The organism is Paraburkholderia sp. EG304, from assembly GCF_046543485.1.
Lineage (GTDB): Bacteria > Pseudomonadota > Gammaproteobacteria > Burkholderiales > Burkholderiaceae > Paraburkholderia > Paraburkholderia youngii.
This window is the reverse complement of record NZ_JBKGUA010000014.1, coordinates 37311-63286: the sequence shown is the minus strand read 5'-3', so window position 1 is coordinate 63286 and position 25976 is coordinate 37311. Positions and strand designations below refer to the sequence as shown.

Sequence of the window (25976 nt, the reverse complement as noted above, 5' to 3'; positions counted from 1 at the left end):
TTGGGGCGACGCGGCATCGCAAGCGACGGATAGCCGCTCTACCGCCCCTGCATCAGCGAGGAAAGCAGCTTCAGCAGGCTATCGATATTGACGGGTTTGACGAAGTGATAGTCGAAGCCCGCCGATTGCGCGCGCAGCCTGTCGTCCGTCTGTCCGTAACCCGTGATCGCGATCAGCAACGGCTTCGCATCGCCTTTGCGGCGAAGCTGTCTCGCCAGTGCGTATCCGTCGATATCCGGCAAGCCGATATCGAGCAACGCCACGTCCGGCGCGAATAACGGGGCGGCTTCCAGCGCCTCGGCTGACGAATACGCGACGCGGGCAACATGCCCTTCGGATTCGCACAGCATCGAGAGTGAATCGGCGGCGTCGCGATTGTCATCGACGACCAGCACGCGCAACGCGGTTCGCGCGTGCCCCGGCGCGGGCTCCGACAGCGCGACCGCCGAATGGCGCTCATGGTGGTGCAGACGCGGCAGTCGGACCGTCACCGTGGTGCCGAGATTGGGGCCGTCGCTATGCACGGCGATCGTGCCGTTGTGCATTTCGACGAGCTTCTTGACGAGCGACAGACCGATGCCGAGGCCGCCATCCGAGCGATCGAGCGTGCGTTCGCCTTGCGAAAAGAGCTCGAACACCTTCGGCAGAAGCTCGGCCGAAATGCCTGTGCCGGTATCTTGCGTGACGATGGAAACCCATTCGTCGTCGGCCGCTACGTTCACCGAGATATGCCCGTTCTCCGGCGTGTACTTGCTCGCGTTGTTCAGGATATTGACGAAGATCTGCGAAATCCGCGTGATGTCGCCAGATACCCACGTAGTCGGATCGCAAACACTGACGTGCAACTGCTGATGACGAGCTTCGGCCATCGCCGCGATCGCCTCGACAGCGTGATAGACGGCCGTGCCGACCAGAACGGGCTCGAGTTGCAGCACGATGCGTCCTTGCGTGATGCGCGACACTTCGAGCAGGTCGTCGACGATTCGCGTCATGTGCTCGACCTGCCGGCGCATCAGGTCGATCAGCTCATGTGGGCGCGACACCGTGCCGGGCTGCTTGTCGAGCAATGCGATGGCCGTGCGCAGTGGCGCGAGCGGATTGCGCAACTCGTGCGCGAGCATCGCGAGAAACTCGTCCTTGCGGCGATCGGTTTCGCGCAGCATCAGTTCGAGCTGCTTGCGCTGGGTGATGTCGATCACGCTGGCGATGATGCGCAACGGCTTGCCGTCCGCGCTTCGCTGGAGCATCGCGCTGCCGTGCATCCATTGTTCGCCGTGCGCGTTCTGCAAACGGAATTCGAAGTTCGCGACCGGGTCGTGGCCTTCGGCCAGTCGGCAGACATATTGTTCGAGCATCGCGCGGTCGTCGGGGTGCACGTTGCGCAGCGCCTCGTCGTAGCTGAGCACATGGTCTATCCGCGGTGCGAGGCCCTCTTCGAACGATAGCGTGCGCGAGGCCAGGTCGAAGCAGACGATGTTCAGCCGCGCCGCCTGCATCGCCACCGACAGACGCAGGTTGCGCGCCTCGATCGCCAGTTGCGCTTCATACTGAGGCGTCACATCGGTCGAGGTGCCGAACCACTCCTGTAGTTTGCCGTGGCTGTCGAACAGGGGCGCCGCCTGGGCGTGCATCATCCTGTACTGGCCGTCGTGACGTCGCATGCGGAACATGGTCGATGCGGGTGCGCGTCGCTGCAGCACATCGACCCACACCTGCCGGGCCGCCTCGCGGTCGTCAGGATGAACGTAGTCGAGCCAGCCCCAGTCCGCCAGACGGACCACGTCGTCGCCCGTGAACCGGCTCCAGTGCTCGTCTGCGGGCCGGATGTCGCCGTTCGGCTCGGCCGACCACACGAGCGCGCCCGTCGATTCGACCAGCACCCGATAACGCCGCTCGCTGAGACTGAGCTGTTCTTCGGCTGCCCGCTGCTTGCTGATATCGAAGGTCACGCCGTACACGTGCGCGAGCGTGCCGTGCTCGTCGAATTCCGCATGGCCGCGCATGCGCAGCCAGCGTGGCGAAGCCGAGCCACCATGCAGCACGAAATCGAATTCGAAGGGACCGCCGTGTTGCAGGGCGTCATCGAGCTTGCGCTGGAATAGCGCCCGATACTCGGGCTCGATCTGATTCTCCAGATCGGATAGCGCAAGCGCATCGGTGCCGGGCGGAAAGCCGTACAGATCCGCGAGTTGCGAGGTCATTCGCACCACGCGGTTCTTCATGTCCCATTCCCACGCACCCATGCGAGCGCCGTGGAAGGCAGCCTTCAGGCGTCGCTCGCTCGCTTCGTACATGGCCCACGCGTGACGGGCTTCGTGGATATCGGTCGCGACGCCCACCGTCTCGCCGATGCGGCCACTCGCGTCGCGCTCGGCTTGAAGATGCAACACGTGCCAGCGATACTCGCCGTCCGCGCGCAGCAGACGCACTTCGACATTGCCGAGCAGCGTGCCGTCCCGCATCTGCCGCACTGCGTCGAGCACATGATCGATGTCGTCGGGATGAACGAAGGCCTTCCAGTGCATCCCGACCAGTTCAAGAGCGGGAATGCCGAGATACCGTGATGTCCACGGGTTGGCATAGCGAATGACGCCGTCGCGATCGGCACGCCAAACGAATGAGGGAAGGAAGTGAGCAGGATCGTTCATCAGCGTCCTTGCATCGGTTTCCTCTGCAGACACGGCGCCGAAGATGATCCAGCGCTGCCCGCATGGTGTGCCTGCTTACATTAGCCAGCCCGAACTGCGAAACACGATGTTTGTACCATGCGAATGTTGATGCGGTAAAGGCGAGCCAGGCAGTCGAAGACTTGCCTGTGCAATAACGGTTTGTTTATGGAAAAATATATCTCACGGTGTGATATGTTGGACGTGCGTGCCGGAAGACATTCGCATCGTCGACCGTCGGTACCGCCATCGCTTGCTTTCGTTGCGGACGGATGCCGCCGTGGCATTGAATTTGCTAAATGATGTATATCAGGCTGCGAGTTTTCGTCGCAACGGACGCATGCGTTATTGCTGCTTTGAAAGCATCCGTGACGTGAACTCCGGCCATCCAGAAGGAGACAACGATGAACTACCCCGAAAACAGCAAGTTGCAGGAAGGTCAGCCGCGCGACGCGGATGGGATGAGCGAAACCTACGTGCCGTCATACCGTTTGTTGTTGAAAGAGCCAACTGTACTGCTTGCTGGCAACCCGTTCGACCGCACGGATGTCGCAACGGCGGCGATCCTCGGCTACAACTGACGATCGCGCGCGATGCGCCGGTTCCGCATCCATCATTTACAAAGCCGCGCGTAGCGCCTCATCGGCAACGGCAAGGCGCAACGCAATCGTCTTCACGAGAAACCGGTGCAACTGTTGCGCGGTTGCCGGATCATGCTGTTCGAGTTCGAGCAGCCGGGAGATCGACAGTCGGTACACGCGCGTCGGCGCCTCGGCAATCACGTCCGCGCTGCGCTGCTGCTGCGTGTACACCGCCATTTCCCCCACGACCGTGCCCGGGCCGAACGAACGCAGACGCGCGGAACGGCCATCGGCGAGGGGCAGCGAGATCGCGACACGTCCTTGCGCGATGAAATACAGCGCATCGCCCGGCTCGCGATGACGAAACAGTGCCTGGCCCGAAAGCAGATCACGCACCTCCAGACACGCGATCAAGCCGTTCAACGCGCTGGCCGTGAAATGCGGCTCGAGCATCGCCCGCAGATCGCCGCCATGCGCGAGCGCGAGCGAGTTCGACGCTAGCAGCTTGTCTTCGATCCACTCGAGACCCGCATCGAGCGTATCGAATTGATGGATCTTCAGATTGAGCGTGCCGGTCTTCTCGAGCAGATCGCGTGAGCGCGGCGGCAGCGCGGTCAATACGAGGTCCGCGTTTTTTGCCGCGCAGAATTGCCTCAGCTTGACGAAGCTGATTGATACGGACGCATCCATGCCATGGGTCGCCGCAAAGTCGAGCACGACGAAGCGGATCGGCATCTGGTTGTTCCCACCGAAGCGTTCCCGCAGGCGCTGCAGAATCGAATTGGCCGTGCCGAAAAAGAGGAACCCTTGCAGGCACATTCCGCATACCTGGGCGCCGATTGCACGCAACGCCTGGGTGTCTTCGATGCTGCGCTCCACATTCGAGGACCGCGCGCGCAGGTCGAACTCCATGCGTATGCAGCCGACCCGGCCGTAGAGCAGCGTGAACATCACACACGCCGCAACGACGCCCACGACCACGCCGACGATCACGCCATACGCCGCGATGGTGCCGAGAATCACGGGCACGAGCAGATACTCATACCAGTCGAGCCTGGTCCAGGCGCCCGCGAGCCAATGCACGAGCAGACGCAGCCCCATGAACAGTTGAAGACCGACCAGCACTGGCACCGGAAACAGCGCCACGATGTCGGGCGAGGTGGCGAGCACGACCACGCACGCAAGCGACGCGAACACGCCCGCTACCCGGCTCGTCGCGCCCACCCGCGCATTGATCATCGAGCGATTGAAAGACTGGTAGCCGACCATGCCGCCCAGCAGTCCGCTCGCGAGATTGGCGAGGCCGGCGGCGCGCATCTCGCGATTGAGGTCGACGTCCTCTCCGGTAGCGGTGCCGATCGCCGTCGAATTCATCAGGATCGTCACGGCCGACACCGATGTCACCACCAGGCTTTCGGGAAGATGCGCGCCGACCGCCGACCAGTCGATGGCGCCCTGTCCGAGCCTCGCGGCCAGGTGCAACTCCGGCAGCCCGGCAAGTTGCAGCTTGACGCGCGGCAGCAGCAGACCCATGCCGCGCGCGTCATCGATCGAAATTCCGGCAACCTGTAGCAGAACGTAGAAAAGCACGACACCGAAGGCCAGTGTGAGCGGCAGCGCGGCAATGTGCTGCCACGTGCGCATCAGCACCGTGGCGAGCACGCCGACGACGAGCGCCGGAATCCATGTGATCCAGTGAAGGTGCGCGAGCAACGCGAGCGTGTGCCACTCCAGCGGCTGGCCCGTCAGCACGCGGAACGCCCCGGCGAGCAGCAGGTAGCCCGTGCCGGCGAGGAACCCGCCGAGCACCGGATAGGGCAGGAACTGCAGCGAGCGGCTGCGCCTGGACGAGCCGATCGCATAGAGCACGATGCCCGTCATCACCGAACAAAGCGCGATGGCGATCAGCACCGTGAGGATCTGCGTCTGCGGTGAGCCGCCGTCCGCGCGCACGCTGCTGGCCACACCCGCCGCCACGCCCGCGAGAAAGGCCGCCGCATTGCTGTCGGGCCCGCCGATGTTGATGCGCATCGAACTCGTCAGTGCGATCACCAGCGCCGTGACGACGCAGCTCACGAGCGCGGTAGGCACGCCTAGCATCGCGTAGCGCGCAAGATCGGCGCTAAAGATCATCGTGCCGAGGCTCATCGCATAGCACAGCATGACGAGCGTCGAAACGGCGCCCGCCGCCACGTCGCCTGGCAGGCCCGCCAAACGCGAGCGCAGCGGGACGTCGGAGACGGAAACGGTCTTGCCCGGCTTCACGTGGATTCCCGATCGAATGCGAGGGCGCCGCGAGGCGCGCCAGCCAGTATCCTGCGCGGCTCGAACGGCTGTCAAACGCGATGCAGCGTGCTGATCGGACACCTACACTGATTATTCATCGGCCTCGTAGCTGGCGCACTCCACGGGAGTGCAATGCACCTCAGGGCCGTTCACGCCGGCGGCCGGCACGCGCGCTATTCATCAGAGCTTTTGCCCGCGGGGCCACGCATCGGAGGCAGGGCGACGAACATGGATATCGAGAAATGGCTGCGGGGCCTCGGGCTCGAGCAGTACGTCCACGCGTTCGCGGCAAACGACATCGACATGTCGCTGCTCGGGCAGCTGACCGACGCGGACCTGAAAGAGCTTGGCGTACAGTCGCTCGGCCACCGCAAGCGGATTCTGGCCGCGGCGACGGCATCGCCAACGATAGCGGCGCCGCTATCGCCTCAGTCTGCCGCCGACAACGACGTGCCCGCGGACGAGCGCAGGCAGGTCACGATTCTGTTCGCCGATCTGTGCGGATACACGATGCTGTCGCGCTCGCTCGATCCCGAAGACTTGCGCGCGCTGATCGGACGCTACACGGCGCTGGTCGACGGGATCGTGCTCGCCTATGGCGGCACGATCGACAAGCACATCGGCGACGCGGTGATGGCGTTGTTCGGCGCGCCTCGCTCGCACGAGACGGACACGCTGCGCGCCGCGCGTGCCGCACTCGACATTCACGACGGCGTGGCGCGGCTCGCCACGCAGACCGGGCGGGCGTTGCAGGCGCACATCGGCATTGCGAGCGGCGAGGTCATCGCAGGCGCGCTGGGCCGCGCCGACGCCCAGGACTACACCGTGCATGGCGATCCGGTCAACCTCGCCGCCCGGCTGGTGGCTGCCGCGCCAGCGGGCGAAACCTGGCTATCCGACGACGCAGCGCGCACGCTCGGCGACGTCGCCAGTTGCGAAGCGATCGGCGAGCGCCGCTTTAAGGGCATCGACACGCCGGTGCGGCCATGGCGCCTCGTCGCGCTCGGCAGCGAGCCGGTCAGGACGAGCCACAGCCATTTCGTCGGACGCGAAGCCGAGCTCGAACAGTTCCACGGCATCCTGCATGCGTGCATGGCAAAGCGCGCGGGGCACGTCGTGCATGTGCGAGGCGAAGCCGGGATCGGCAAGACGCGGCTCGTCGACGAGATGCGCCGCCATGCGCAGGCCCAGGGTTTCACGCTGCATCGAAGCCTCGTGCTCGATTTCGGCGTCGGCAAGGGCCAGGACCCGGTGCGAACCATCGTCGGCAGCCTGCTCGGTTTGCCGGCCGGTGCATCGAGCGAAGCGCGGCAGGCCGCTGCCGCGCAGGTCGCGGCGCAAGGCATCGTCAAGGCCGAGCAGATCGTGTTTCTGCACGACTTCCTCGACCTTCCGCCGAGCGCCGAATGGCAAACGATCTACGAGGCCATGGACCACGGCGCGCGCAAGCGCGGCAAGCAGGCGCTCGCCACGATGCTGACCGAGGACGCTTGCGCGCACGCGGCGACGCTCATCGTCGTCGAAGACCTGCATTGGGCCGACGCCGAAGTCGTCGGCTACCTGTCGGCGTTCGCGTCCGGCATTGCCAACGGCACGGGCCTGCTGGTGACGACTTCGCGCGTGGAAGGCGATCCGATCGATGCAGGCTGGCGCGCACGTTGCCGCGACACTCCGTTCGCCACGATCGATCTCGGACCGCTGCGCAAGGACGAGGCGCTGAGCCTCGCGGGCAATTTCATCGATGCGACGCAGCGCGTCGCGCTCGCCTGCATCGAGCGCGCGGGCGGCAATCCGCTGTTTCTCGAACAACTGCTGCGCAACGCTGAAGAAGGCAGCGGCAGCAACGTGCCAGCGTCGATCCGCAGTCTGGTACTCGCGCGGATGGACCGGCTCGCGCCCCGCGACCGCCTGGCGTTCCAGGCGGCCGCGGTGATCGGCCAGCGTTTCGGCCTGGCGCTGCTGCGGGAACTGGTCGACGATCCCGGCTATGTCTGCGCCGGCCTGCTCGTCAATGCACTGGTGCTGCCGGAAGGCGAGGACTTCCTGTTCGCGCACGCGTTGATCCAGGAAAGCGCCTATTCGACCTTATTGCGCGCGCGCCGCCGCGAACTTCATCTGCGCGCGGCCGAATGGTTCGCACAGAGCGATGCCACGTTGCACGCCCAGCATCTCGACCGCGCCGAAGACCCGCATGCACCGCACGCCTACCTGGGCGCGGCGGTGGCCGAGCGCGCCGCTCATCGTTTCGAAGCCGCGCTGCGGCTGGCCGAGCGGGGCATCGAGATCGCGCAGTCGGACGCGGACCGCCATGCACTGAGCTGCTGCAAGGGCGAACTTCAGCGCGACCTCGGCGACATAGCGGGATCGATCGCGACCTACCGCGCCGCACTCGCCGCCGCCACCGACGACACCGCCCGATGCGACTGCCAGCTCGGGCTCGCGGAAGGTCTGCGGGTCAGCGAGGGTCTCGACGAAGCACTCGGCCTGCTCGCGCAAGCGCAACGGATCGCGGAGCGGGACAACCGGCTGGCCGAGCTGGCAAGCCTCCATTATTTGCGCGGCAACATTCTGTTTCCGCTCGGCAAGATCGACGCCTGCTGCGCCGAACACGAGCGCGGTCTCGCCTATGCGCGCCGCCTCGATCTGCCCGAGGCAGAGGCTCGCGCGCTCGGCGGCCTGGCGGACGCGGCGTATGCGCAGGGACGTATGCGCACCGCGTTCCATCATTTCAGCGAATGCGTGGCGATGAGCCGTGAACACGGCTTCGGCCGCATCGAGGTCGCCAATCTGTCGATGCAGGGCTTCAGCCGCATCTATCTGAACGACGCCGGTCCGGCACGCGAGGACGCCATCGCCGCCGCCCACACCGCCGAGCTGATCGGGCAGCCCCGCGCGCAACTGCTGGGGGAGACGCTGGGGGTATTCGCGTGCCAGGAATTGGGCGACGTGCAGGCGGCCAGCAAGCATCTGGCGCAGGAGCTGCGCGTGATCCGGCAACTGGGTGCGCGCCGCTTCGAAGCGCAGAACCTGGAGATGCAGGGGCGCCTGTTACTGGACCAGGGATGCCGCAGTGAAGCGGTGATGGCGCTGCGCGAAGCACTGGCCATCTCACGCGAAGTGGGCAGTCAGTTTTCCGGGCCAAAGACCTTGAGCGCACTGAGCCGCGCGGTTGACGACAAAGACGAGCGGACGCGGCTACTGGCTGAAGGCGAGGCGCTGTTGCGCCTTGGCGCGGTCGGCCACAATCACCTGTGGTTTTACCGCGACGCCATCGAAGCGATGCTGGAGGCGGGCGATCCTGCCGGCACGCTGCACTACGTGGACGCACTCGAGGCCTACACGCAGCGCGAACCGTTGCCGTGGTCCGAGCTATTCGCGGCGCGTGGCCGTGCGCTGGCGCTCGCGCTTCAGGCGCCGCTCACCGACGCCGCACGGCATGAACTGCTGCGACTGCTTGAGGCGCTACAGCAGGCCGGCTTTCGCAACTACGTGAGCGCGGTCGAAGCGGCCCTTGCGGCTTGAGACACGCGCGGAGCCGATCGTCAGCGTGGCGCGGAATCGTCGCGGGGCGGGTCCTTGTGGACCACCTCCATGTCGATGGTGCGGCCATCGTCGTCGGGCGTGTCCCTGTGAACGACCTCCATGTCGACGGTGCGGCCGTCGTCGCCATACGCGGCCGCCTGCCGGCGCAACTTGCGCATCTTCCACCACAGATAGCCGACCACGACCGTGCCGACCGCGAACAGCACGGCGAACAGCACGATCGATAGCATCGCGGCCACCACGAACAGGATCGCGCTCAGGGCGACGGTCAGCAACCGGCCGAACCAGCCCGAGCCACCGATCCGGATCCCTTTCTCATATGTCACCCGCCGCGGCGGCGGTCTGTCGTTTTGCATCGTTCATCTCCCGGCCGCCGTCCGGCGGCTGATGCGGGTAAGTCCTAATCCGTTGTCATTATGCGGGATGTGAACCGCGAGCGTCGCCCGCGCGGGGCGGCTCAGCGTATAGTCGACTCATGCCGTTGAAGAAGGCCGCGCGTTTGCTCGTTTAACTTCGGTAGTAAGTTGCCGCTCGCCAGGACTGACCGAGCGGCGTGGTTTTCAGTTACCCCGGTTGCCCGCGTGATCATGCGACGCCTGCATCTGCTCGAAATCGAAGACCAGCCGTGGTGCCCACGCGCCCTGCGTGACGGCGGGACGGATTGGCTGCATTTTCTGGCCAATTCCCACAAGGGCTTCAACGTGATCGCGGGCAAGCTGCGCGCGGCGATGCGCCGGGTCGGCAGCGACCGGATCGTCGATCTGTGCTCGGGCGGCGGCGGGCCGTGGCAGACGCTTGCACCGTTGCTCGCGCTGTCCGGCCGCGTGATGGTGCAGTTGACGGACTTCTATCCCAATCGCGCGGCATACGAGCGGATCTCGGCCGGGGCGACCAACTGTGTCACCTATGTGAGCGAACCGGTGGACGCGATGAACGTGCCATCGAGATTCGACGGCGTGCGCACGATGTTCAACTCGTTCCACCATTTTCGGCCGGACGATGCGCGCGCGATCCTCGCCGACGCTGTGACGAAACGCCGCGCGATCGTCGTCGTCGAGGGTGCGGATCACCGGCTGCTCGGTATCGTGTTCATCCTGGTGATGCCGCTGATGATGCTCGCGCTGACTCCGCTGATCCGACCGTTTCGCTGGTCGCGGCTAGCGCTCACCTATGTGCTGCCGGCAATCCCGCTGCTGTGTCTGTTCGACGGCATCGTGTCGATGCTGCGCATCTACAACCCCGACGAATTGCGTGAGATGGTCGCGAGTATCCCCGATCAGCAGAGCTTCGAGTGGGACATCGGCACGCTGCCGGTGCAGGGCTCGCCGCTCGGTCTGACTTATCTTGTCGGCGTTCCGCGGCAACCCGCAGGCTTGAACGCAAGCGCGCGCCGTCGGGAGCGGCGCGCGGATCACTTGCCGGCCAGATGCTCGGGTGTCTGGGTGTTGCCCGGCGGCAACTCGCCCATCGCCTGAAACAGCGTCGCCGTATCGGCCAGCCGCCGGCCGACCAGGCGGATTTCTTCCAGCCTCGCTGCTTCGTACTGCTGCTCGCCGCCGCGAGCGGATGCAGCGGGCAGCGCGCCGAGCCGGTGGCGTGAGGTGGCATCGTCGAACGTCTCGCGTGCGTCGCGGGCAGCGCCGCTCGCCGCTTCGAGCGCCTGCGCGTCGTGTTCGAGCGACGCAAGCGTGTCCGCGACGTTTTCGAACGCGGCCAGCACGGTCTGCTTGTACTCGAACACGGCGGCCTCGTAGGTGTCGATGGCCGCGCGCCGCTGCGCGACGAGCGCGCCGCCATGAAACAGCGCTTGCGACATCGTCGCGGCGATGCTCCAGATCGCGCCCGCGCCCGACAGCGCGAGCGGCCAGTTGAACCCGCCTTGTCCCATCGAGGCGTTCAGCGTCAGGCTCGGAAAGAGCTGGGCGGTGGCGACGCCGACATCGGCCGCGGCGGCTTTCAGCGCCGCCTCGGCGGCCGCGATATCGGGCCGCGTGCGCAACAGGTCCGATGGCAGCACGACGGGCACGTCCCGCGGCAAATGCAGGCTCGCCAGATCGGGCTCGGGCGGCGCCGCGTCGGGCGTGCGGCCGAGCAGCACCGCAAGCGCGTGTCGGGTCACGGTCAACCGTTGCCGCAGATCGGCCACGCTGACCTGGAGCGCGGCGATGCTTTGCCGCGCAGTGGACACGTCGCCGCGCGTCAGCGATCCGAGTTGGTAATGCCGTTCGGTATCGTGAGCCTGATCGCCCGCCAGCACGATCAGGCGCTCGGTCGCATCGATTTCGGCCCGCAGCATCGCCGCCTCGATCGTCGCCGTGACGATGTTGGTGGCCAGCGCGCGGCGCGCGGCTTCGCGTTGATACGCGTCGATGTCGACCCGCGCGGAGCGCGCCGCGTTGGCCTTGCGCACCGCGCCGAACAGGTCGAACGTGTATTGCGCCTGGACTACGCCGATGAACTCGTTGTAAAGCAGCGTATTCGGCGCGCCAGGAACCGGAATGCCGAGATCGCGTCCGCGCGAGGCCTGCGCGACCAGGTCGACCGACGGCAGCAGCGTGGCGCCGATCTGCGCGCGCAGTTGTTCGTGCGCGGCGGCCAGGTGCTTGTCGGCGGCGGCGAGCGTCGGGCTGTTGCGCAGGCCTTCTTCGACGAGATCATTCAACGCCGTCGAGCCGAACAGGCGCCACCATTGCGGTACCGGCTGCGCGCCGGGGGTGAAGCGCTGCGCGACACCGAGCGCCTCGACCGTTTGCTCGGGCTGCGGCTCGACGCCGTAATGGGCGGGCGAGGGCATCGCCGGCGGCTCGCCGCTCGGACCGAACGAGCATGCGCCAAGCGCGATCGCAGCGGCCGCGCCGAACGCCGCGCGCCAGCCATGGCTCGCTACGGCCCGCGCTCGGCGCGGCGCGCCAGTGAAATGCGGCGCGCTCGCCGGCCCGTCGACGGAGTTGCAGTCTGTGCGCACGATCAGCTCCACGTGTATTCGATCGTCGGAGACGCGGTTCGCACACCGCGTTCGAAGTGCCGCACCTTGAACGCGGTCGCGTATAGCGCGGGAACGAAGAACAGCGTCAGCACGGTCGCGCCCGTGATGCCGCCCATCAGTGCGGTCGCCATCGGCCCGAAGAAGGCCGATTGCAGCAGCGGGATCAGCGCGAGCACGGCGGCTGCGGCGGTCAGCATGATCGGGCGGAAGCGCCGGACCGTGGCGCCCACGATCGCGTCGAAGCGCCCCTGGCCCGCGGCGATATTGCGTTCGATCTGATCGACGAGAATCACCGAATTGCGCATGATGATTCCGGACATTGCAATGACGCCGAGCATCGCGACGAAGCCGAACGGCTTGCCGAACAGCAGCAGTGCGGCGACCACGCCAATCAGCCCGAGCGGCGCGGTGAGCACGACCATCAGCACGCGCGCGAAGCTGCGCAGTTGAATCATCAGCAGCGTGAGCACCACGACGAGCATCAGCGGCAACTGCGCGATCACCGACGCCTGCGCCTTGCCGCTGATCTCGCCCGCGCCGCCGGTCTCGATCCGGTAGCCGATCGGCAACGACGCGCGTAGCGGCGCAAGCGTCCGATCGATCGCCTGGGTCACGTCGAGGTCCAGCGCGTTGCCGCGCACGTCGGCCTGGACCGTGATCGTCGGTTGACGGTCGCGGTCCCAGATCACCCCGTATTCGAGCTCGTTGTGCAGATGCGCGAGCGTGCCGAGCGGAACCGGGCCGTTCGGCGTCGGCATCGCGAGGTTCACGATGTCGGCGGGATCGACCCGCTCACGCTGCGGCGCGCGCAGCTCGACGCTGATCAAGCGGTCGCGCACCCGGTATTGCGTGAACGTATAGCCCGACAGCGTCATCGCGAGGAAGCTCGCCACGTCTTCCGACGTGACACCGAGCTCGCGCGCCTTCTGCTGGTCGATCTCGAAGCGCACCGAGCGTTCGCCGGGTTCGTCCCAGTCGAAATGCACGCCCGTCGTGCGGGCATCGGCCTTCATGGTCGCCGCGACTTTTTCCGCGATTTCCCGCACGGTGGCGAGGTCGTTTCCGCTGACGCGAAACTGCACCGGATAGCCGACCGAGGGGCCCGTCTGAAGCGGCGAAACGCGCGCACGCACGGCGGGAAAGCTGTTTTGCAGCGTGCTCGCGAGCCAGCGTTCGAGCTTCGCGCGCTCGTCGACGGACCTGGCGGTGATCACGAGCTGCGCGAAGTTCGGCTGAGGCATCTGGACGTCGAGCGGCAGATAGAAGCGCGGCGCGCCCGTGCCGACGAAGTCGACCAGATGATCGATCTCGGGTCGGTCCGCTAGCGTCTTTTCGAGGCGCGCGGCTTCGCGCAGCGTCGCTTCGAACGACGCGCCTTCGGGCAGCCGCAGGTCGACGAGCAGTTCGGGCCGCTCGGAGCTCGGGAAGAACTGTTGCGGCACGAGCGCGAAGCCGGCCAGCGCGACGACGAACAGCGCAGCCGTGACGCCAATCACGACGAGGCGGCGCTTCACGCACCACGCGATGCAGTCGCGCAAGCGGTCATGAAAGCGGGTCGCGCGCGGCGCCGCCAGCGGGGCGCGGCGCGTCTGCGCGTCGTCGCGCCGGCGCAGCTTGCGAAGCGCGCGCCGGGGCGGCGTCTCGCGCGCGCTGTCCTTGCGTTCGGGCAGCAGGTGATAGCCGAGCAACGGAATCAGCACGACCGCCGCGAACCACGAAGCAACCAGCGCAATCGCGGACACCTGAAAGATCGAGCGCGTGTATTCGCCGGTGGCCGATTTCGCCAGCGCGATCGGCAGGAATCCCGCCACCGTGACCAGGGTTCCCGTCAGCATCGGAAACGCGGTGCTGCTGTAGGCGAACGCCGCGGCCCTCGCGCGGCCCCAACCCTGTTCGAGCTTCACGGCCATCATCTCGACCGCGATGATCGCATCGTCGACGAGCAGCCCCAGTGCGAGGACCAGCGTGCCGAGCGAGATCTTGTGCAGGCCGATGTCGAACCCGTTCATGCATAGCGCAGTGACCGCGAGCACGACCGGGATCGAGATCGCCACCACCACGCCGGCGCGCCAGCCCAGTGAGATCAGGCTCACGGCCAGCACGATCACGATCGCTTCGGCGGCGGCGCGCAGAAAGCCGTTGACCGAATGCGAGACCGCGTGCGGCATGCTCGACACCTGGACGAGTTCGAGCCCCGCGGGCAGACGCGCGCGCAATTCGGCCGTCTTCGCGTCGAGCAGCTTGCCGAGCTGAATCACATCGCCGCCAGTCTGCATCGTGATGCCGATGGCGAGCACCGGGCGGCCGTTGGTGCGAACCTGCGAGACCGGCGGATCGTCGTAACCGCGCTTGATCGTCGCAATGTCGCCGAGACGAACGAGGCGGTGATTGATGTCGATCAGCGTGTCGCTCATCGCCTTCAGGTCGGTGAACTGGCCGCTCGGACGCACGAACACGCGGTCGAACGCGGTTGTGAGCGTGCCGCTCGGCGTAACCGCGTTTTGCGCGTTGATCGCACGCGCGAGCTGTTGCGGCGTGATGCTGAGGCGCGTCAATTGCGCGTTGGGAATCTCGATCGTGATGTGCTCGTCGGGGTCGCCGAAATAATCGACTTTCGCGACACCCGGCACACGCAGCAGCACGCCGCGCAATTCGTCCGCATAGTCGTGCAACTGGGCCGGCGAGAAGCCGTCGCCGGCGAGCGTATAGATGTTCGTGTAGACGTCGCCGAATTCGTCGTCGAAGTACGGTCCTCGCACGCCGGGCGGCAGCGTATCCGCGATGTCGCCGATTTTCTTGCGCACCTCGTACCACGTGTCTCGCACCTCGCGCACCGGCGCGGAGTCTTTCATCGTGAAGACGATCAGCGATTCGCCGGGACGCGAGTAGCTGCGCAGATAGTCGAGATGCGGCGTCTCCTGCAGCTTGCGGCCGATCCGGTCGGTCACCTGCTCCTCGACCTGGCGCGCGGTCGCGCCGGGCCAGAAGGTGCGGATCACCATCGCGCGGAACGTGAACGGCGGGTCCTCGGATTGGCCGAGCCGGGAATAGGCGAGCACGCCGAACAGTGTCGCGAGCACGACGGCGAAGAAGACGAGCGCCTGGTTGCGGATCGCCCACGCGGACAGATTGAAGCGGCCGGAATCGTCCGGTGCTGGGCGTCGCGGTCCGCCCGGATCACCCGGTCCGCCCGCTCCGTCGGGGCCCTGGCCGAACAGCGCTCTCATGATGCGAAGTCCTCGGGATGCAACGGCGCGACCGCGCGCACGGTTTCGCCGGCGCTGACGGTATGCACGCCTTGCAGCACGACGCGCTCGCCGTCGGTGAGGCCTCGCGCGACCGAGATCGTGCGGTCGTCATAGCGGCCCACCTGGACCCGGCGCAGTTCCAGCGCCTCGTCGCCGGGGCGCACGACCCAGACGGCCGGCGCGTTGCCGTCGTGAAAGAGCGCGCTGGCGGGCAGCGTGATCGGGTCGTCCGCTTGCGCTTCGCCGGACGCGTCGGCGAAGGTGATGGTGGCCGTCATGCCGAGGCGGACCTCGGGGCCTGGCGCATCGAGCGTCAGCTTCGCGCGATAGGTGCGGCTGCCGGGGTCTGCTGCCGGCGACAGCTCCCGGACGTGCGCGGTGAAGCGTCGGTCCGTGACGGCCGGCAGCGACACGCTGGCCGCGCTGCCGACCGCGAGCGCGTTCAGCAGGCTCTCGGGCACGTCGCAGAGGATATCGACCTCGCCGGACCACGCGAGGTGGTAGACCGGCTGTCCCGCCGCGACGTTCTGCCCGGTATCGGCGTCTTCGGCGGTGACGACGCCGGCATGATCCGCGGTGAGGACCGTGTATTGCGTCTGATTCTTCAGCAGCGCGAACTGCTGTACCGCCTGATCGCGCTGCGCGGCGGCGGCCACATACGCATCCTGGGTCTGTTCGAGCTGCGCCGTCGAGATCAGTTGTTCCTGCGCCTGCGCCCGGTCGCGATCGAGTTGCTGCTCGGCGAAGGTGAGCCGATGCTGCGCCGCCATTAATTGGGCCTGCGCGCTCGCGAGGCTGCGCTGCGCGTCGTCGGCATCGAGCCGCGCGAGCACCTGACCGGCCGTGACCGTATCGCCGAGCCGCACCTTCCGCTCGACCAGCTTGCCGGCGATGCGAAACGACAGCGGCGTCGCATAGCGTGCGTTGACTTCGCCCGGCAGCGTCGCGAGCACGGGCTTGCTGTCCCGATGCACGACCACCGCGATGACCGGGCGCGGCAGCGTCACCTCGGCTTCTTTCGCGTGACAGGCGGCGAGGGCGAGTGTGCCCGACACCGTCAGCATGATCTCGCGCCAGCGCATGCTCACGAGTGTTCCTCCAGCTCGCCGGCTTCGAACTGGGCCTTGGTCCGGCGGCGCTGCACCTTGCCGCTCGAAGTCCGCGGCAAGCTGCCCGCCTGCACGATCGCGACGTGGCCGACCTGCAGGCCCGCGCATTCGGCGACCTTCTGCGCGATCGCCCGGCGCAGCGCCGTGGCCTCGGCGGGCTTGCCCTCGGCGCAGACGACCAGCGTCTCGTCGCCGTCGCGCATCACGCTGAACGCGATGACGCCGCGGCTTTGCACGCTCGGCAACTCGGCCACCGCCCATTCGATGTCCTGCGGATAGAGGTTCGAGCCGTGAATCACGATCAGGTCCTTGCTGCGGCCGCAGATATAGAGCTGATCGCCGGCGACGTAGCCGAGATCGCCGGTCTGCAGCCAGCCGTCGCGGTACGCGTCGGCGCTCGCGTCGGCCAGCCCGTAATAGCCCACGGTGATGCTGGGCCCGCGCGTGACGATCTCGCCGACGCAGCGTTCGGGCAACGCACGCCCGGATTCGTCGACGATCCGAAGCTCGTGTCCGGGAAAGCAATGGCCGCAGCCGACCAGTTCGATCGTGCGCAAGCCGGTATCACGCGCGGCCGGTATCGCTCGACCGAGCCCCAGCGGGGCCGCATAGACGACGTCGGTGACGATCGGCTGGCCGTGGTCGTGAAACGTGATCGCGAGCGTGGCTTCGGCCATCCCGTAGCACGGCAGCAGCGCTTCAGCGCGAAAACCGGCCGGCTCGAAGCGCGCGGAGAACTGGCGTAGCGCTTGCGCATTGATCGGCTCGGCGCCGCAGCCGGCCACGCGCAGCCGACTCAGGTCCAGGCCTTCGAGGTCCTGGTCGCGGGTGCGGCGCGCGGCGAGCGCATACGCGAAGTTCGGCGCGAAGCTGATCGTGCCGCGGTACTTCGTGATCGCCTCCATCCACAGGCCGGGCCGGCGCACGAATGCTTCGGTTGAGAGCAGCACGCTCGGCAAGTCGCAGATCAGCGCGCCGAGTACGCTGATGAGTCCCATGTCGTGGTGCAGCGGCAGCCAGCTCACATAGACGTCCTGCTCGTGCAGATCGATGCCGCGCGGTCCGAGGAACGCCGTCGCATTCGCGATCAGATTGCGATGCGTGACCATCACGCCTTTCGGCAGCGACGTGCTGCCCGACGTGTATTGCAGAAAGCACAGATCATCGGGATGCAGCGTGGGCAAATCGCACGCGGGCGGCTCGCTCTCGAGCAGCGCTTCGACGGTGACGATGCGTTCGAGGCCGGTGTCGGCGGCCAGCACGTCCTCGATGGTCTCGCGTGTCGAGTTCGACGTGAGCAGCATCCGCGCGCCTGCCGAGCGCACGATGTGACTGACGGTTTCGGCGTAACGTTCGCGGGTTCTGAAGTTCAGGCTTCCGCGCGGAAAGATCGGGACCGGCACCAGACCGGCGAACGACGCGCCGAGAAAGCTCAGGATGAACGCTTCCGGGTCGAGGATCACGAGTGCGATACGGTCGCCCTTGTTCAGGCCCAGTGCCACGAGCTTTTGCGCACGCTTGCGTGCCTCGCGCTCGAGCGCGTCGTACGGATAGTAGTGCTCGTCGCCGTGCGAAGAGACAAAGCGAAGGCCTCGTGCGTCGCCGCGCGGCAGCGCTGAAACGGCATCGACTAGCGTCAGGTTCATGGTGACGGCTCCCCGCTTACTTGGTCGAGATTCCGTGATCGAGCGAAGCAGCGGGCGACCAGTCGCGGATCGGCTGCAGACGGCGACGCAAGAGCGCGATCACCTCGTCGTCGCTGCGCGCCGGCGCGCGCGGCAAGCGCACGAAATGCCTGGCGAGCTTGCGGTGCTGGCGCGTGACGAGCAGCAGCCAGATCTGCGCGATGTCGATGCGATCGAACACGACCGCGTCCTCCTGACCGTACTTCTCCAGGTTCGCGGCGAACTCCTTCGTGAGCTCGCTGAAGTGCGTGCCTTTGCGGACGTGGTGGTAGATGTGATAACCGGCGTTGAAGACGCGCGCATTGAAACGCGAGTCGATCGTATTGGTGCTGTTCCTGTACGGGTTGTCCGGATGATCGGGGTCGATGAACGCGTGCTGGACCCAGTTGCCGATCATCATCATCAGCCGCACGAACACGAACGGAAACACGAACACGACGAGCGTTGCCCGCAGGTTCCAGTACGCGGCCGCGCCGATCGCTGCGTAGAACGCGATCTCACCGACGAGCAGTTGCCGGATCAGCTTCGTATTGCGCGAGCGCCACAGATAGACGCTGAGCTCGACCGGCACCAGCGCGGCGAAGCGCAGGTAGTAATGCAGAAAGCCGATGACGCTATCGCGCTGAAAGCGCATCGTCGAGCTCAGGTCGCGTGGCAGGTTGTCGTCGATGTGATGCATGCCCATGTGATGGACATAGAACGTGCCCGGCGTCTGGCCGAAGAACGGGCACAGCACCCAGTCGAGCAGGATTTCGAGCGCACGGTACTTCTTCCTGAAGAGCCGCCGATGCAGCGTGCAGTGGTAGCTCATCGTGAAGCGGTCGCCGAACATGTTCCAGACGAGCACATAGGCCACGCCCGCCCACCAGGGGAAGTGGCCGAGCCAATACAGCACGGCCGCGGCGGGGATGAATATCAGCGCGCACTCGATGTAGAGCCACAGATGCGGCAGGTCGCGACGATCGTTGAGCAGGCGGTACATGGCAGTTTCCTTCAGAGGCGGTTGCATGGTCAGTCAGGGGGTGGGGATTCGTTTCAGGTCGGCTCGGGCAGTTCGATCACGCCGCTATGGCCATCGACCTTGAGCTGCATGCCTGACTGCACGCGCGTGGTGAGGCCGGGAATCTGTACGACGGTCGGGATGCCGATTTCGCGTGCGACGATCGCGGCATGGGTCAGCGGACTGCCGCGCTCGATCAGCAGCCCGCTCGCCGACGCGAATACCGGGACCCAGCCGGGGTCGGTCCGATAGGTGACGAGGATGCCGCCGTCGAATTCGTTCGCTTCGCGCACGACCTTCGCGCATCCTTCGGCGAAGCCCGGCGAGCAGGGTGTGCCGCGCAGGGTGGCGCCGGCCGCATGGGCAGGCGCCGCGTGCAACGCCGCGAGGTTCGCCGGCTTGCTGAGCCACGCCGCAACCGGCCCATGCGTGACGAAGCGTGGCGGCAGGTCGTCCATCGCGCGATAGCTCGCGTCGTCGCGTTTGCGCTGCTCGATGAGCGGGCGCAGTTCGCGGTGGGACACGGTGCCTTCGAAGCAGCCGCGAATTTCGTCGAGGCGCAGATGGAAGATGTCGCGGCCTGTGGCCAGCACGCCGTCGGCGGCGAGACCCTCGCCGATTGCGCGGAACATCCGGCGTGCGACGCCGAACGCGCGCGAACGGCAAAAGCGCACGGTCTCACGCGCCCGAATCGCGGCGCGCACGCGGCCGCGTGCGCGGGCAAAAATCCAGCGCTGCAGCGGATTAAGCCGCTCACGCACCAACGCGTCGATGCGCGCTTCGGTGGCGCTGCGATCTATCGTCGCGGCGCCATGCGCGAGCGACGCCTTCAACATATCGAACAGCACGCCAGGGTCTTCGCGCAGATCGGGTTCTTCGAGCTTCAGCTCGTTGTTGCTGCGGTACGCGAAGTCGGCGAGGTAGCGCTCGATGTCGGCGACGACCTCAGGCGCGCCGCATTCACGCAGCGCCGCATACGCTTCGCTTGACGGGGTATTGCGGATCAGCGCTTCGACCCGAGGCTTTGACCGCACGGCTTCGGCCAGCGCGGCCAACCTGCGAACCGGCTCGATCGACTCGATGTCGTCCATGCCGCCGATCACCGCCACTTCGAGCCAGTCGGGCGCATCGGGAATCCACCGCTTGATCAGGCGCCGGAGCACACCGTAACTGAGACCGATCGCCGATTCGAGCACGATCATCATGCCCCAGCGTGCCAGTAGCGCCTGCTCGAAGCGGCAGTAGTGCGCATAGACGGCGTCGGCGGGAAGCGAACGATAGTCGGGCGCGTTGAACTCGTCGTAGACCGGATAGAAGAACGCGCGGAAGCGCCCGACGTTGCGCTCCAGCCGCGCAAAGTGCCACGCGAACTTCGTGCCGCTCACGGCGCGGATGCAGGCGAGCCCAGCGCGCGAGCCAGCCTTGTACGGTTTGATCAGCTCGGCAAAACCCGCCAGATCGAGCGGCTCGTCGACGCCCATCTGGACTTCCATCATCTTGCGGCCGAGGTCCTGGAACGGCGCGAGCCCGGAAAGCTTGTACCAGTGCAGCAGGTTGTAGTACACGCGCCCGTTCAGGAACGCGAGCGTCGAGCCGAGGAAGCCGTCCATCTCGCGCCGCTGCTTGTGCGGAATCGCGAGCAGCCGGCAGAACTCGCGGAACACCTGCGCATAGACGTGCTGCGCGAAGGTGAAGGTTAGCTGCGTGGTCACGCCGGGATAGTTCTCGACGATGTTGGAGTTGTCCCACAGCTGGAATTCGCCGGTCCGCGATGGGGCCGGTGCGACCGGCGTGGTCACCGGGCGCGCCTGCAGAATCCACAACTGATGTTCCGCGATACACCATTCGATATCGAGCGGCTCGCCGAACCTGTTTTCGAGCGTGCGGGCCGCCGCCACGACGCGCTCGATCTCGTCGTTCGAGAGAGCTGCTGCATCGCGCAGCGCGGCCGGCACCTCGCGGATGTGGCGGCCGTCATGACGCTCGCGTTTTTCACCGATCACCACCTGCTTGTGCTGTCCGGTCTGGCGGTCCACGGTGATCGTGTCGGCGTCGACGGCGCCCGACACGAGTCCTTCGCCGAGCCCGTAGACGGCGCTCAGCACCAGCTCGTCGCGGTTGCCGTTGGCCGGGTTGATCGTGAACACGACGCCGCTCGTGTCCGCCTCAACGAGGCGCTGCAGGATCACGGCCATGCCGGCGCCGGCCATGTCGAGTCCGTGTTGATGCCGGTAGCGCAGAGAGCGCTCGGAATACGCGGAGGCCCAGCACCGGCGCACGTGTTCGAGCGTCGAGTCGAGCCCGCGTACATCGAGGAAGGTGTCGAACTGGCCTGCGAACGAGAAGCTCGCGCTGTCTTCTTCGACACCGGACGAACGCACCGCGAGCGGTCCGTCTCCGATCGTGCCGTGCGCGCGTGCGATGTCGGCGCGCAACGCGGCGCTGATGTCGCACGTCAGCACGGCCTCGCGGATCTTGCTCGCGATCGCGGCGGCGTTCGCGGGCGTGAAGTCGCTGAGCAGCGCTGCGATGGTTTGATCGAGGCCGCCGTCGCGGCGGAACTCCGCAAAGCAGTCGGTGCCGAGGATCGCCCAGCGCGGCACCGCTACACCGAGATTCGCCAGCCGATGGAGCGATCGTCCCTTGTTGCCGGCGAGCCGCTCGATGGTTTCGGCGGGACTTGCCGCGGTGAGGATCACGCGTGGCGATGCTGTTGAGTCGGCGCTGCTGCTTGCGTCGAAGGTCTCGTGCGGTGCGTAGCTTCCGCCCGCTTCGAATTCGCCGCGTGCGCGTGCAATGGTGTCGAAATTCATTGAGGTCCCCGTTGCTCAGGTGCTCGACGAAGCGAGCAGATCTCTTGCTTCCTCGGCGGTACCGCGCCCGCCGTGAGCGGTCTGCGGAAAACGCGCGTGCAGATGCGCGCCGAGGTTGATCCAGTCGTAGGCGGCGTGGATCGTGCCGCGCCAGCCCGACGCCGTATCGAAGCTCGCCGGAAATTGCGGGTCGCCGCCGAGGTTGCGCAGACGCTGCGCGAGCACATCGGCCAGCGCGACGTAACGCTCGGCATCGGTTGCCGATCCGATCGAGCACTGTTCGAGTTCGCGGATGCCGTCGATCAGCGCGGTATCGAGAGGCAGCAGCCGGATCGCGTCGAGCGTCGCTTCTTCCATCGTCGACTGCGGCGTCACGCCGTGCGCGCCGAGCGTGACCATGCAGGCGGTCTGCATCATCCGTTGCAGCGCGTACTCGAGCACCTTCCATTGGCCGCGCTGCAGTGCGCCCTGGGCGTCCTCGCGCGCATTCTCGAGGCCGATGTTGGCCCAGACCATCTCGAGGCCCGCTTCGGCGAAGCGCCCGGCGGGCATTGGCAGCAACTGGGCACCGCTCGCGCGGCCGGCCGCGAGGCGCGCGCCGTCGATCGAGATCAGCGGCGCACGGGACACCGGCGTCGAGGTCGCCTGCTGACGCGCGTGGATTTCTCCGCTGCCCTTCCAGCGCAGGCTGACGAGACCCAGCCGGCTGAACTCGGCGATCAGCGCGCGCTGCCGGCTCGCCGCCTGCGCGTCGCCACGGCTCGCGATCGCCGTGCATGGGGTGTCGAATGTGATCGCACGCCACGCCTGGGCGGCTTCGTCGTCGAGGGCGAAGACGTCGCTGCCTCGCAGCACATGGACCCGTTCGCCGATCTGCCAGGTCGTCGCGTCCTTGCCCGGGCCGATCAGCACGTTCTCCGCCGCGAGGCTCACACCGTTGACGCCGAACTCTCGGAGGAGCGCAACCCCGGCCGCGAGGAACGCGCTGTCGGCGCCATGCTCGCGCGGCGCGTGCAGCAGGTTCCACAGACGGCCGGCGAGGCCGGCGTCGACAGCCGCGCGTTCGAGCTGCAGCGACAGCCATTTCGGGCTCATGTAGCACTCGCCGACGCGCGCCACATGACTCTTCGCCGCATGAAACGCGGCGGTCCTGATCCACGCGCGGGCGTAGTCGGGCTCGCCGAGCGCGAACATCGCGACCGCATAACGGCCGGTCTGGCGCGCGAAATCCTCGAACCACAGCGCCACCGCCTCGCAGAGCGCGTCGCGGCCAAGCTCCGCTTGCAGCGTTTCGATCAACTCGGGGTTGTCGATCGGCAGCGCGCCGATGAAGCGCTGGCACCGTTCGAGCAGATTCCACGACAGCCGCGCGACCGCGCGACGGCCTTTGCCGAGTGCTGCGCGAACCTGCGCGAGCTCGCGGCGCAGGCGCGCCGGACTCAGCAACCTGACTTCGATGCGGCGGCCGTCGATGAACAGGATGTACGGCATCGTGGCCGGCTCCAGCCCGCTATCGACGATCGCGACGAAGTCGACATCGGAGCGCTCGTTGCCAAAGCCTTCGGCGATCGAGCCTTCGAGAAAGACGGCGCTCGGTGCCCGCTGTTCGAACTGGGCGCTCAACGCGTTGCGCGCTTTTTGCCAGAGCTCGGCGAGCATCGGATCGGTCATCAACATGGTTAGGCTTCCTGAGCGTCAAGTCGTGCGCGGCACGAAGTAGCCCGCCGCGATCCCGTAACGGAAGATCCTGCGCAGCAGCGTTTTGCCGGTCGCGCGAGGCAGGGCCGGCAGGATCGCGGCGGTCGCGTCGCGGGCGAAACGCACCTGACGCGTCAGGTACGACTCGTACAGCTTCACGACCTCGTCGTAGTAGCGCCGCTCGAGCGGTTTCATCGCGGCGGCGTCGAACACATGCCGCGGCACATAGCGAGGCACGTGAAACGACGGAAACTCCGCGCAGACGTCGTTGATTTCGCGCAGCGTGGTCGGCGCGCCCGAAGTCAGATGCAGCGTGCGTCCGCGCACCAGCGGGAACTTCACCAGCGCCTCGACGACGCAGTCGGCGACCCAGTCGATCGGCACGATGTTCAGCGTCGCGCCGTAGTCGCCGGGCATCGTGCGCACGAGCCCGGCGGCCGTCAGGCGCACGACGGTGTAGAGCGTGTCGAACTTGCGGATCACGCCGGTCGCCGAGTCGCCGACGATGATCGACGGGCGCAGCACGGCGGCCGGCAGACCGTTGCGCATCGCCGCCCGCACCGACTGCTCCGCGCGGTACTTGCTCTGCTCATACGGATTGCCCAGACGCTGGCCGAGGTCGAGATCGTCCTCGCTGAACACGCCGGGGCGCTCGCCGCAGACATAGGCGGTGCTCACGTAGAGCAGCGGAATCGGCGCGTCGTCGCGAGGCTGCGCGAACTCGACGATGCGTTCGGTGCCGCGAAAGTTGATCGCCTCGTAGACCTCGGGCTTGCGACCGAAGCTGGTCAGCGCGGCACAGTGGACGATCGCGCCCGTCGTCGCGCGCAGTGCCTCGTAGGTGTGCGGATCGAGCCCAAGCTGGGGTTCGGCGACGTCGCCCCGCACACATGCGAAGGTTCCGGCTGCAGGCGTGTGGCCGTCGTACGTGGTTGCGGCGAGCGGCGTGCCGTCGTTGCGGACGACCGGTCCTTCGGAGCGCAAGAATGCGACGACCGGGTAGCCCATCGCCGTGAGCCGGGCGATCACTTCGGCGCCCAACAGACCTCGCGCACCGGTGACGAGAACGTGCTTATCCATCGTGGGTGACCATCCAGGGTTGGGTGTCATTTGAGGAGAATCTCGGCCAGCAGTCCGAGCTCGACGGCGACGATGAAGCGCGTGCCCGCCCAGCGTGGCCGAGCCGGCCTGCTCGCAGGGCCCGGCCAACTCGCGTTGAGCCAGACGAGCCATGCGAGCGGCAGCGTTGCGGCATAGATCGAACAGGTTTGCGACAGGCCTGCGAGGCGCGACAGCGCCACGTTGATGCTGAGCGCGAGAATCAGCAGGAGATTCAGCGCGACGCGGATTCCGCGCGCCGACAGGTGATAGGGCTGCAGCGCAGTGGTGCCGACCTTGCGCGAGAACTTCCAGAATTCGTAGCCGCTCCACATCAAGCCCGTTACGCACATCACGACGTAGAAGCTCAATTCGCGCCCAGCCATGTCGCGCCACAAGAAATAGCCGTACATGAAGATCACGAAGGGCGCCCCCTCGAAAGCGGGAAAGCACAGCAAAGGGCGGCTCGGGAGCAGCCGCTTGAACATGAACGGCGCGGCGAAGGCGAGAGCGGTGGCGGCAGTTGCGGCCGTTCTCGCGTGCGCCATGCCGGTGTTCAGCGCAACGAGCAGCAGCGCGCTTATCGCGAGGCTGGAGACGAGACGTGTGCGTCGTGCCTCGCGGCGCGCCAATAGCGCGTGCCCGGCGGGATAGTCGCGTTCGAGATCGTCGAGATCGTCGATGAAGCGAAGCTGGACGAACAGCAGGAAAAAGGACGCGAGGCCGGTGAGCACACGCCAGCCCGGTTCAACGGCGACGCCGGCGATCCGTCCGTAGAGCAGCAGCGAGCAGACGAAAGCGCCGGCGATCGGCAGCGCCTGGGGGGCCAGCGGCAAGCGGCCGAGCGTGTTGCCGACAGCAACTGCCGCGGCCGCAAGCCGGCCACGTCTTGCATGCGAGGTGGCCAGCGAAAGGCGCGAGCTCATGTACGCATCCCCTCGCTGGCGTCCAGGCGGACGGGGGCGTGCCGGATGCACAGGTCCACGAGCGAGCCGACCGTGAAGTACGTTTCCGCGTGTTCTTCGTTCAACGCTTCTAGCGGCAGACGTTCGATGCCGAACGCCTGCTCGACTGCGACCACCGCTTCGACTAGCGATAGCGAGTCGAGACCGAGATCGGCGATCAGCGAACTCTCGAGGTGAATCTCGGCGTCGAAGTCGCGCTGATGCTCGCGGCAGACGCGCAGTAACTGTGTGCGTACGATGCCGAATACGGTGTTGCGCATCGGCGCATTTTTCGGTGTGCTGGCCATGCTGGGTTCCT

At 66.6% G+C, this 25976-nt stretch carries 16 protein-coding genes; 3 read left to right on the top strand and 13 right to left on the bottom strand.

Annotation, left to right across the window (positions count from 1 at the left end; genetic code table 11):
• Positions 1-38 precede the first annotated feature (38 nt).
• Positions 39-2648 (bottom strand): PAS domain-containing protein, encoded by a 2610-nt coding sequence (locus ACLFKU_RS18390; protein ID WP_410850012.1) that lies wholly within the window; start codon positions 2646-2648, stop codon positions 39-41.
• 422 nt (positions 2649-3070) lie between these two features.
• On the opposite strand from ACLFKU_RS18390, the gene ACLFKU_RS18385 reads away from it, so the two are divergent.
• On the top strand, positions 3071-3247 hold the full coding sequence (locus tag ACLFKU_RS18385; RefSeq protein ID WP_410850011.1) for a hypothetical protein: 177 nt from the start codon (positions 3071-3073) through the stop codon (positions 3245-3247).
• A 36-nt stretch (positions 3248-3283) separates the two neighbouring features.
• Here the strand turns inward: ACLFKU_RS18385 and ACLFKU_RS18380 are convergent, their stop codons facing one another.
• Entirely contained in the window at positions 3284-5512 is a 2229-nt protein-coding gene (locus ACLFKU_RS18380; protein WP_410850010.1) for a SulP family inorganic anion transporter, read from the bottom strand.
• Between the two features lie 249 nt (positions 5513-5761).
• Between ACLFKU_RS18380 and ACLFKU_RS18375 the strand changes: the two genes are divergently transcribed.
• Positions 5762-9055, top strand: coding sequence for an adenylate/guanylate cyclase domain-containing protein (locus ACLFKU_RS18375; RefSeq protein WP_410850009.1), 3294 nt, complete (start codon positions 5762-5764; stop codon positions 9053-9055).
• A gap of 20 nt (positions 9056-9075) precedes the next feature.
• Here ACLFKU_RS18375 and ACLFKU_RS18370 read toward each other — a convergent pair whose 3' ends face one another.
• Entirely contained in the window at positions 9076-9432 is a 357-nt protein-coding gene (locus tag ACLFKU_RS18370) for a hypothetical protein (protein WP_410850008.1), read from the bottom strand.
• A gap of 231 nt (positions 9433-9663) precedes the next feature.
• Here ACLFKU_RS18370 and ACLFKU_RS18365 point away from each other — a divergent pair, with 231 nt between their 5' ends.
• Positions 9664-10551 carry a class I SAM-dependent methyltransferase gene (locus ACLFKU_RS18365; protein WP_410850007.1) on the top strand — a complete coding sequence of 296 codons (888 nt, stop codon included), beginning with the start codon at positions 9664-9666 and terminating at the stop codon, positions 10549-10551.
• Here the strand turns inward: ACLFKU_RS18365 and ACLFKU_RS18360 are convergent.
• Genes ACLFKU_RS18360 through ACLFKU_RS18315 form a run of 10 tightly spaced genes read right to left on the bottom strand, consistent with a single transcriptional unit; the run spans position 10488 to position 25965 of the window.
• A complete protein-coding gene (locus tag ACLFKU_RS18360; protein WP_410850006.1) occupies positions 10488-12041 on the bottom strand; it encodes an efflux transporter outer membrane subunit in 1554 nt (517 codons plus the stop codon). The genes ACLFKU_RS18365 and ACLFKU_RS18360 overlap by 64 nt on opposite strands.
• Before the next feature lie 2 nt (positions 12042-12043).
• Entirely contained in the window at positions 12044-15289 is a 3246-nt protein-coding gene (locus ACLFKU_RS18355) for an efflux RND transporter permease subunit (RefSeq protein WP_410850005.1), read from the bottom strand.
• Positions 15286-16392 carry an efflux RND transporter periplasmic adaptor subunit gene (locus tag ACLFKU_RS18350; RefSeq protein ID WP_410850096.1) on the bottom strand — a complete coding sequence of 369 codons (1107 nt, stop codon included), beginning with the start codon at positions 16390-16392 and terminating at the stop codon, positions 15286-15288. Before ACLFKU_RS18350 ends, ACLFKU_RS18355 begins: the two co-directional genes overlap by 4 nt.
• A 2-nt stretch (positions 16393-16394) precedes the next feature.
• A complete protein-coding gene (locus ACLFKU_RS18345) occupies positions 16395-18065 on the bottom strand; it encodes a fatty acyl-AMP ligase (protein ID WP_410850004.1) in 1671 nt (556 codons plus the stop codon).
• A gap of 16 nt (positions 18066-18081) precedes the next feature.
• Complete coding sequence (locus ACLFKU_RS18340) at positions 18082-19086, bottom strand: fatty acid desaturase (protein ID WP_410850003.1); 1005 nt, start codon at positions 19084-19086, stop codon at positions 18082-18084.
• A gap of 53 nt (positions 19087-19139) precedes the next feature.
• Entirely contained in the window at positions 19140-21917 is a 2778-nt protein-coding gene (locus ACLFKU_RS18335) for a phosphoenolpyruvate synthase (RefSeq protein ID WP_410850002.1), read from the bottom strand.
• A gap of 15 nt (positions 21918-21932) precedes the next feature.
• Entirely contained in the window at positions 21933-23594 is a 1662-nt protein-coding gene (locus ACLFKU_RS18330) for a nucleotidyltransferase domain-containing protein (protein ID WP_410850001.1), read from the bottom strand.
• Positions 23595-23612: 18 nt separating this feature from the next.
• Complete coding sequence (locus tag ACLFKU_RS18325) at positions 23613-24695, bottom strand: SDR family oxidoreductase (RefSeq protein WP_410850000.1); 1083 nt, start codon at positions 24693-24695, stop codon at positions 23613-23615.
• A gap of 26 nt (positions 24696-24721) precedes the next feature.
• Positions 24722-25639, bottom strand: a complete 918-nt coding sequence (locus tag ACLFKU_RS18320) for a hypothetical protein (protein WP_410849999.1) — start codon at positions 25637-25639, stop codon at positions 24722-24724.
• Positions 25636-25965, bottom strand: a complete 330-nt coding sequence (locus ACLFKU_RS18315) for an acyl carrier protein (RefSeq protein ID WP_410849998.1) — start codon at positions 25963-25965, stop codon at positions 25636-25638. The genes ACLFKU_RS18320 and ACLFKU_RS18315 overlap by 4 nt, the downstream gene beginning before the upstream one ends.
• Between the last annotated feature and the right edge of the window lie 11 nt (positions 25966-25976).

Excerpts from the sequence above, each read along its gene's own strand:
- ACLFKU_RS18390 (WP_410850012.1), bottom strand. The coding sequence starts at position 2,648 with ATGAACGATCCTGCTCACTTCCTTCCCTCATTCGTTTGGCGTGCCGAT.
- ACLFKU_RS18385 (WP_410850011.1), top strand. The coding sequence starts at position 3,071 with ATGAACTACCCCGAAAACAGCAAGTTGCAGGAAGGTCAGCCGCGCGAC.
- ACLFKU_RS18375 (WP_410850009.1), top strand. The coding sequence starts at position 5,762 with ATGGATATCGAGAAATGGCTGCGGGGCCTCGGGCTCGAGCAGTACGTC.
- ACLFKU_RS18370 (WP_410850008.1), bottom strand. The coding sequence starts at position 9,432 with ATGCAAAACGACAGACCGCCGCCGCGGCGGGTGACATATGAGAAAGGG.
- ACLFKU_RS18365 (WP_410850007.1), top strand. The coding sequence starts at position 9,664 with ATGCGACGCCTGCATCTGCTCGAAATCGAAGACCAGCCGTGGTGCCCA.
- ACLFKU_RS18355 (WP_410850005.1), bottom strand. The coding sequence starts at position 15,289 with ATGAGAGCGCTGTTCGGCCAGGGCCCCGACGGAGCGGGCGGACCGGGT.
- ACLFKU_RS18350 (WP_410850096.1), bottom strand. The coding sequence starts at position 16,392 with ATGCGCTGGCGCGAGATCATGCTGACGGTGTCGGGCACACTCGCCCTC.
- ACLFKU_RS18345 (WP_410850004.1), bottom strand. The coding sequence starts at position 18,065 with ATGAACCTGACGCTAGTCGATGCCGTTTCAGCGCTGCCGCGCGGCGAC.
- ACLFKU_RS18340 (WP_410850003.1), bottom strand. The coding sequence starts at position 19,086 with ATGTACCGCCTGCTCAACGATCGTCGCGACCTGCCGCATCTGTGGCTC.
- ACLFKU_RS18335 (WP_410850002.1), bottom strand. The coding sequence starts at position 21,917 with ATGAATTTCGACACCATTGCACGCGCACGCGGCGAATTCGAAGCGGGC.
- ACLFKU_RS18330 (WP_410850001.1), bottom strand. The coding sequence starts at position 23,594 with ATGTTGATGACCGATCCGATGCTCGCCGAGCTCTGGCAAAAAGCGCGC.
- ACLFKU_RS18325 (WP_410850000.1), bottom strand. The coding sequence starts at position 24,695 with ATGGATAAGCACGTTCTCGTCACCGGTGCGCGAGGTCTGTTGGGCGCC.
- ACLFKU_RS18320 (WP_410849999.1), bottom strand. The coding sequence starts at position 25,639 with ATGAGCTCGCGCCTTTCGCTGGCCACCTCGCATGCAAGACGTGGCCGG.
- ACLFKU_RS18315 (WP_410849998.1), bottom strand. The coding sequence starts at position 25,965 with ATGGCCAGCACACCGAAAAATGCGCCGATGCGCAACACCGTATTCGGC.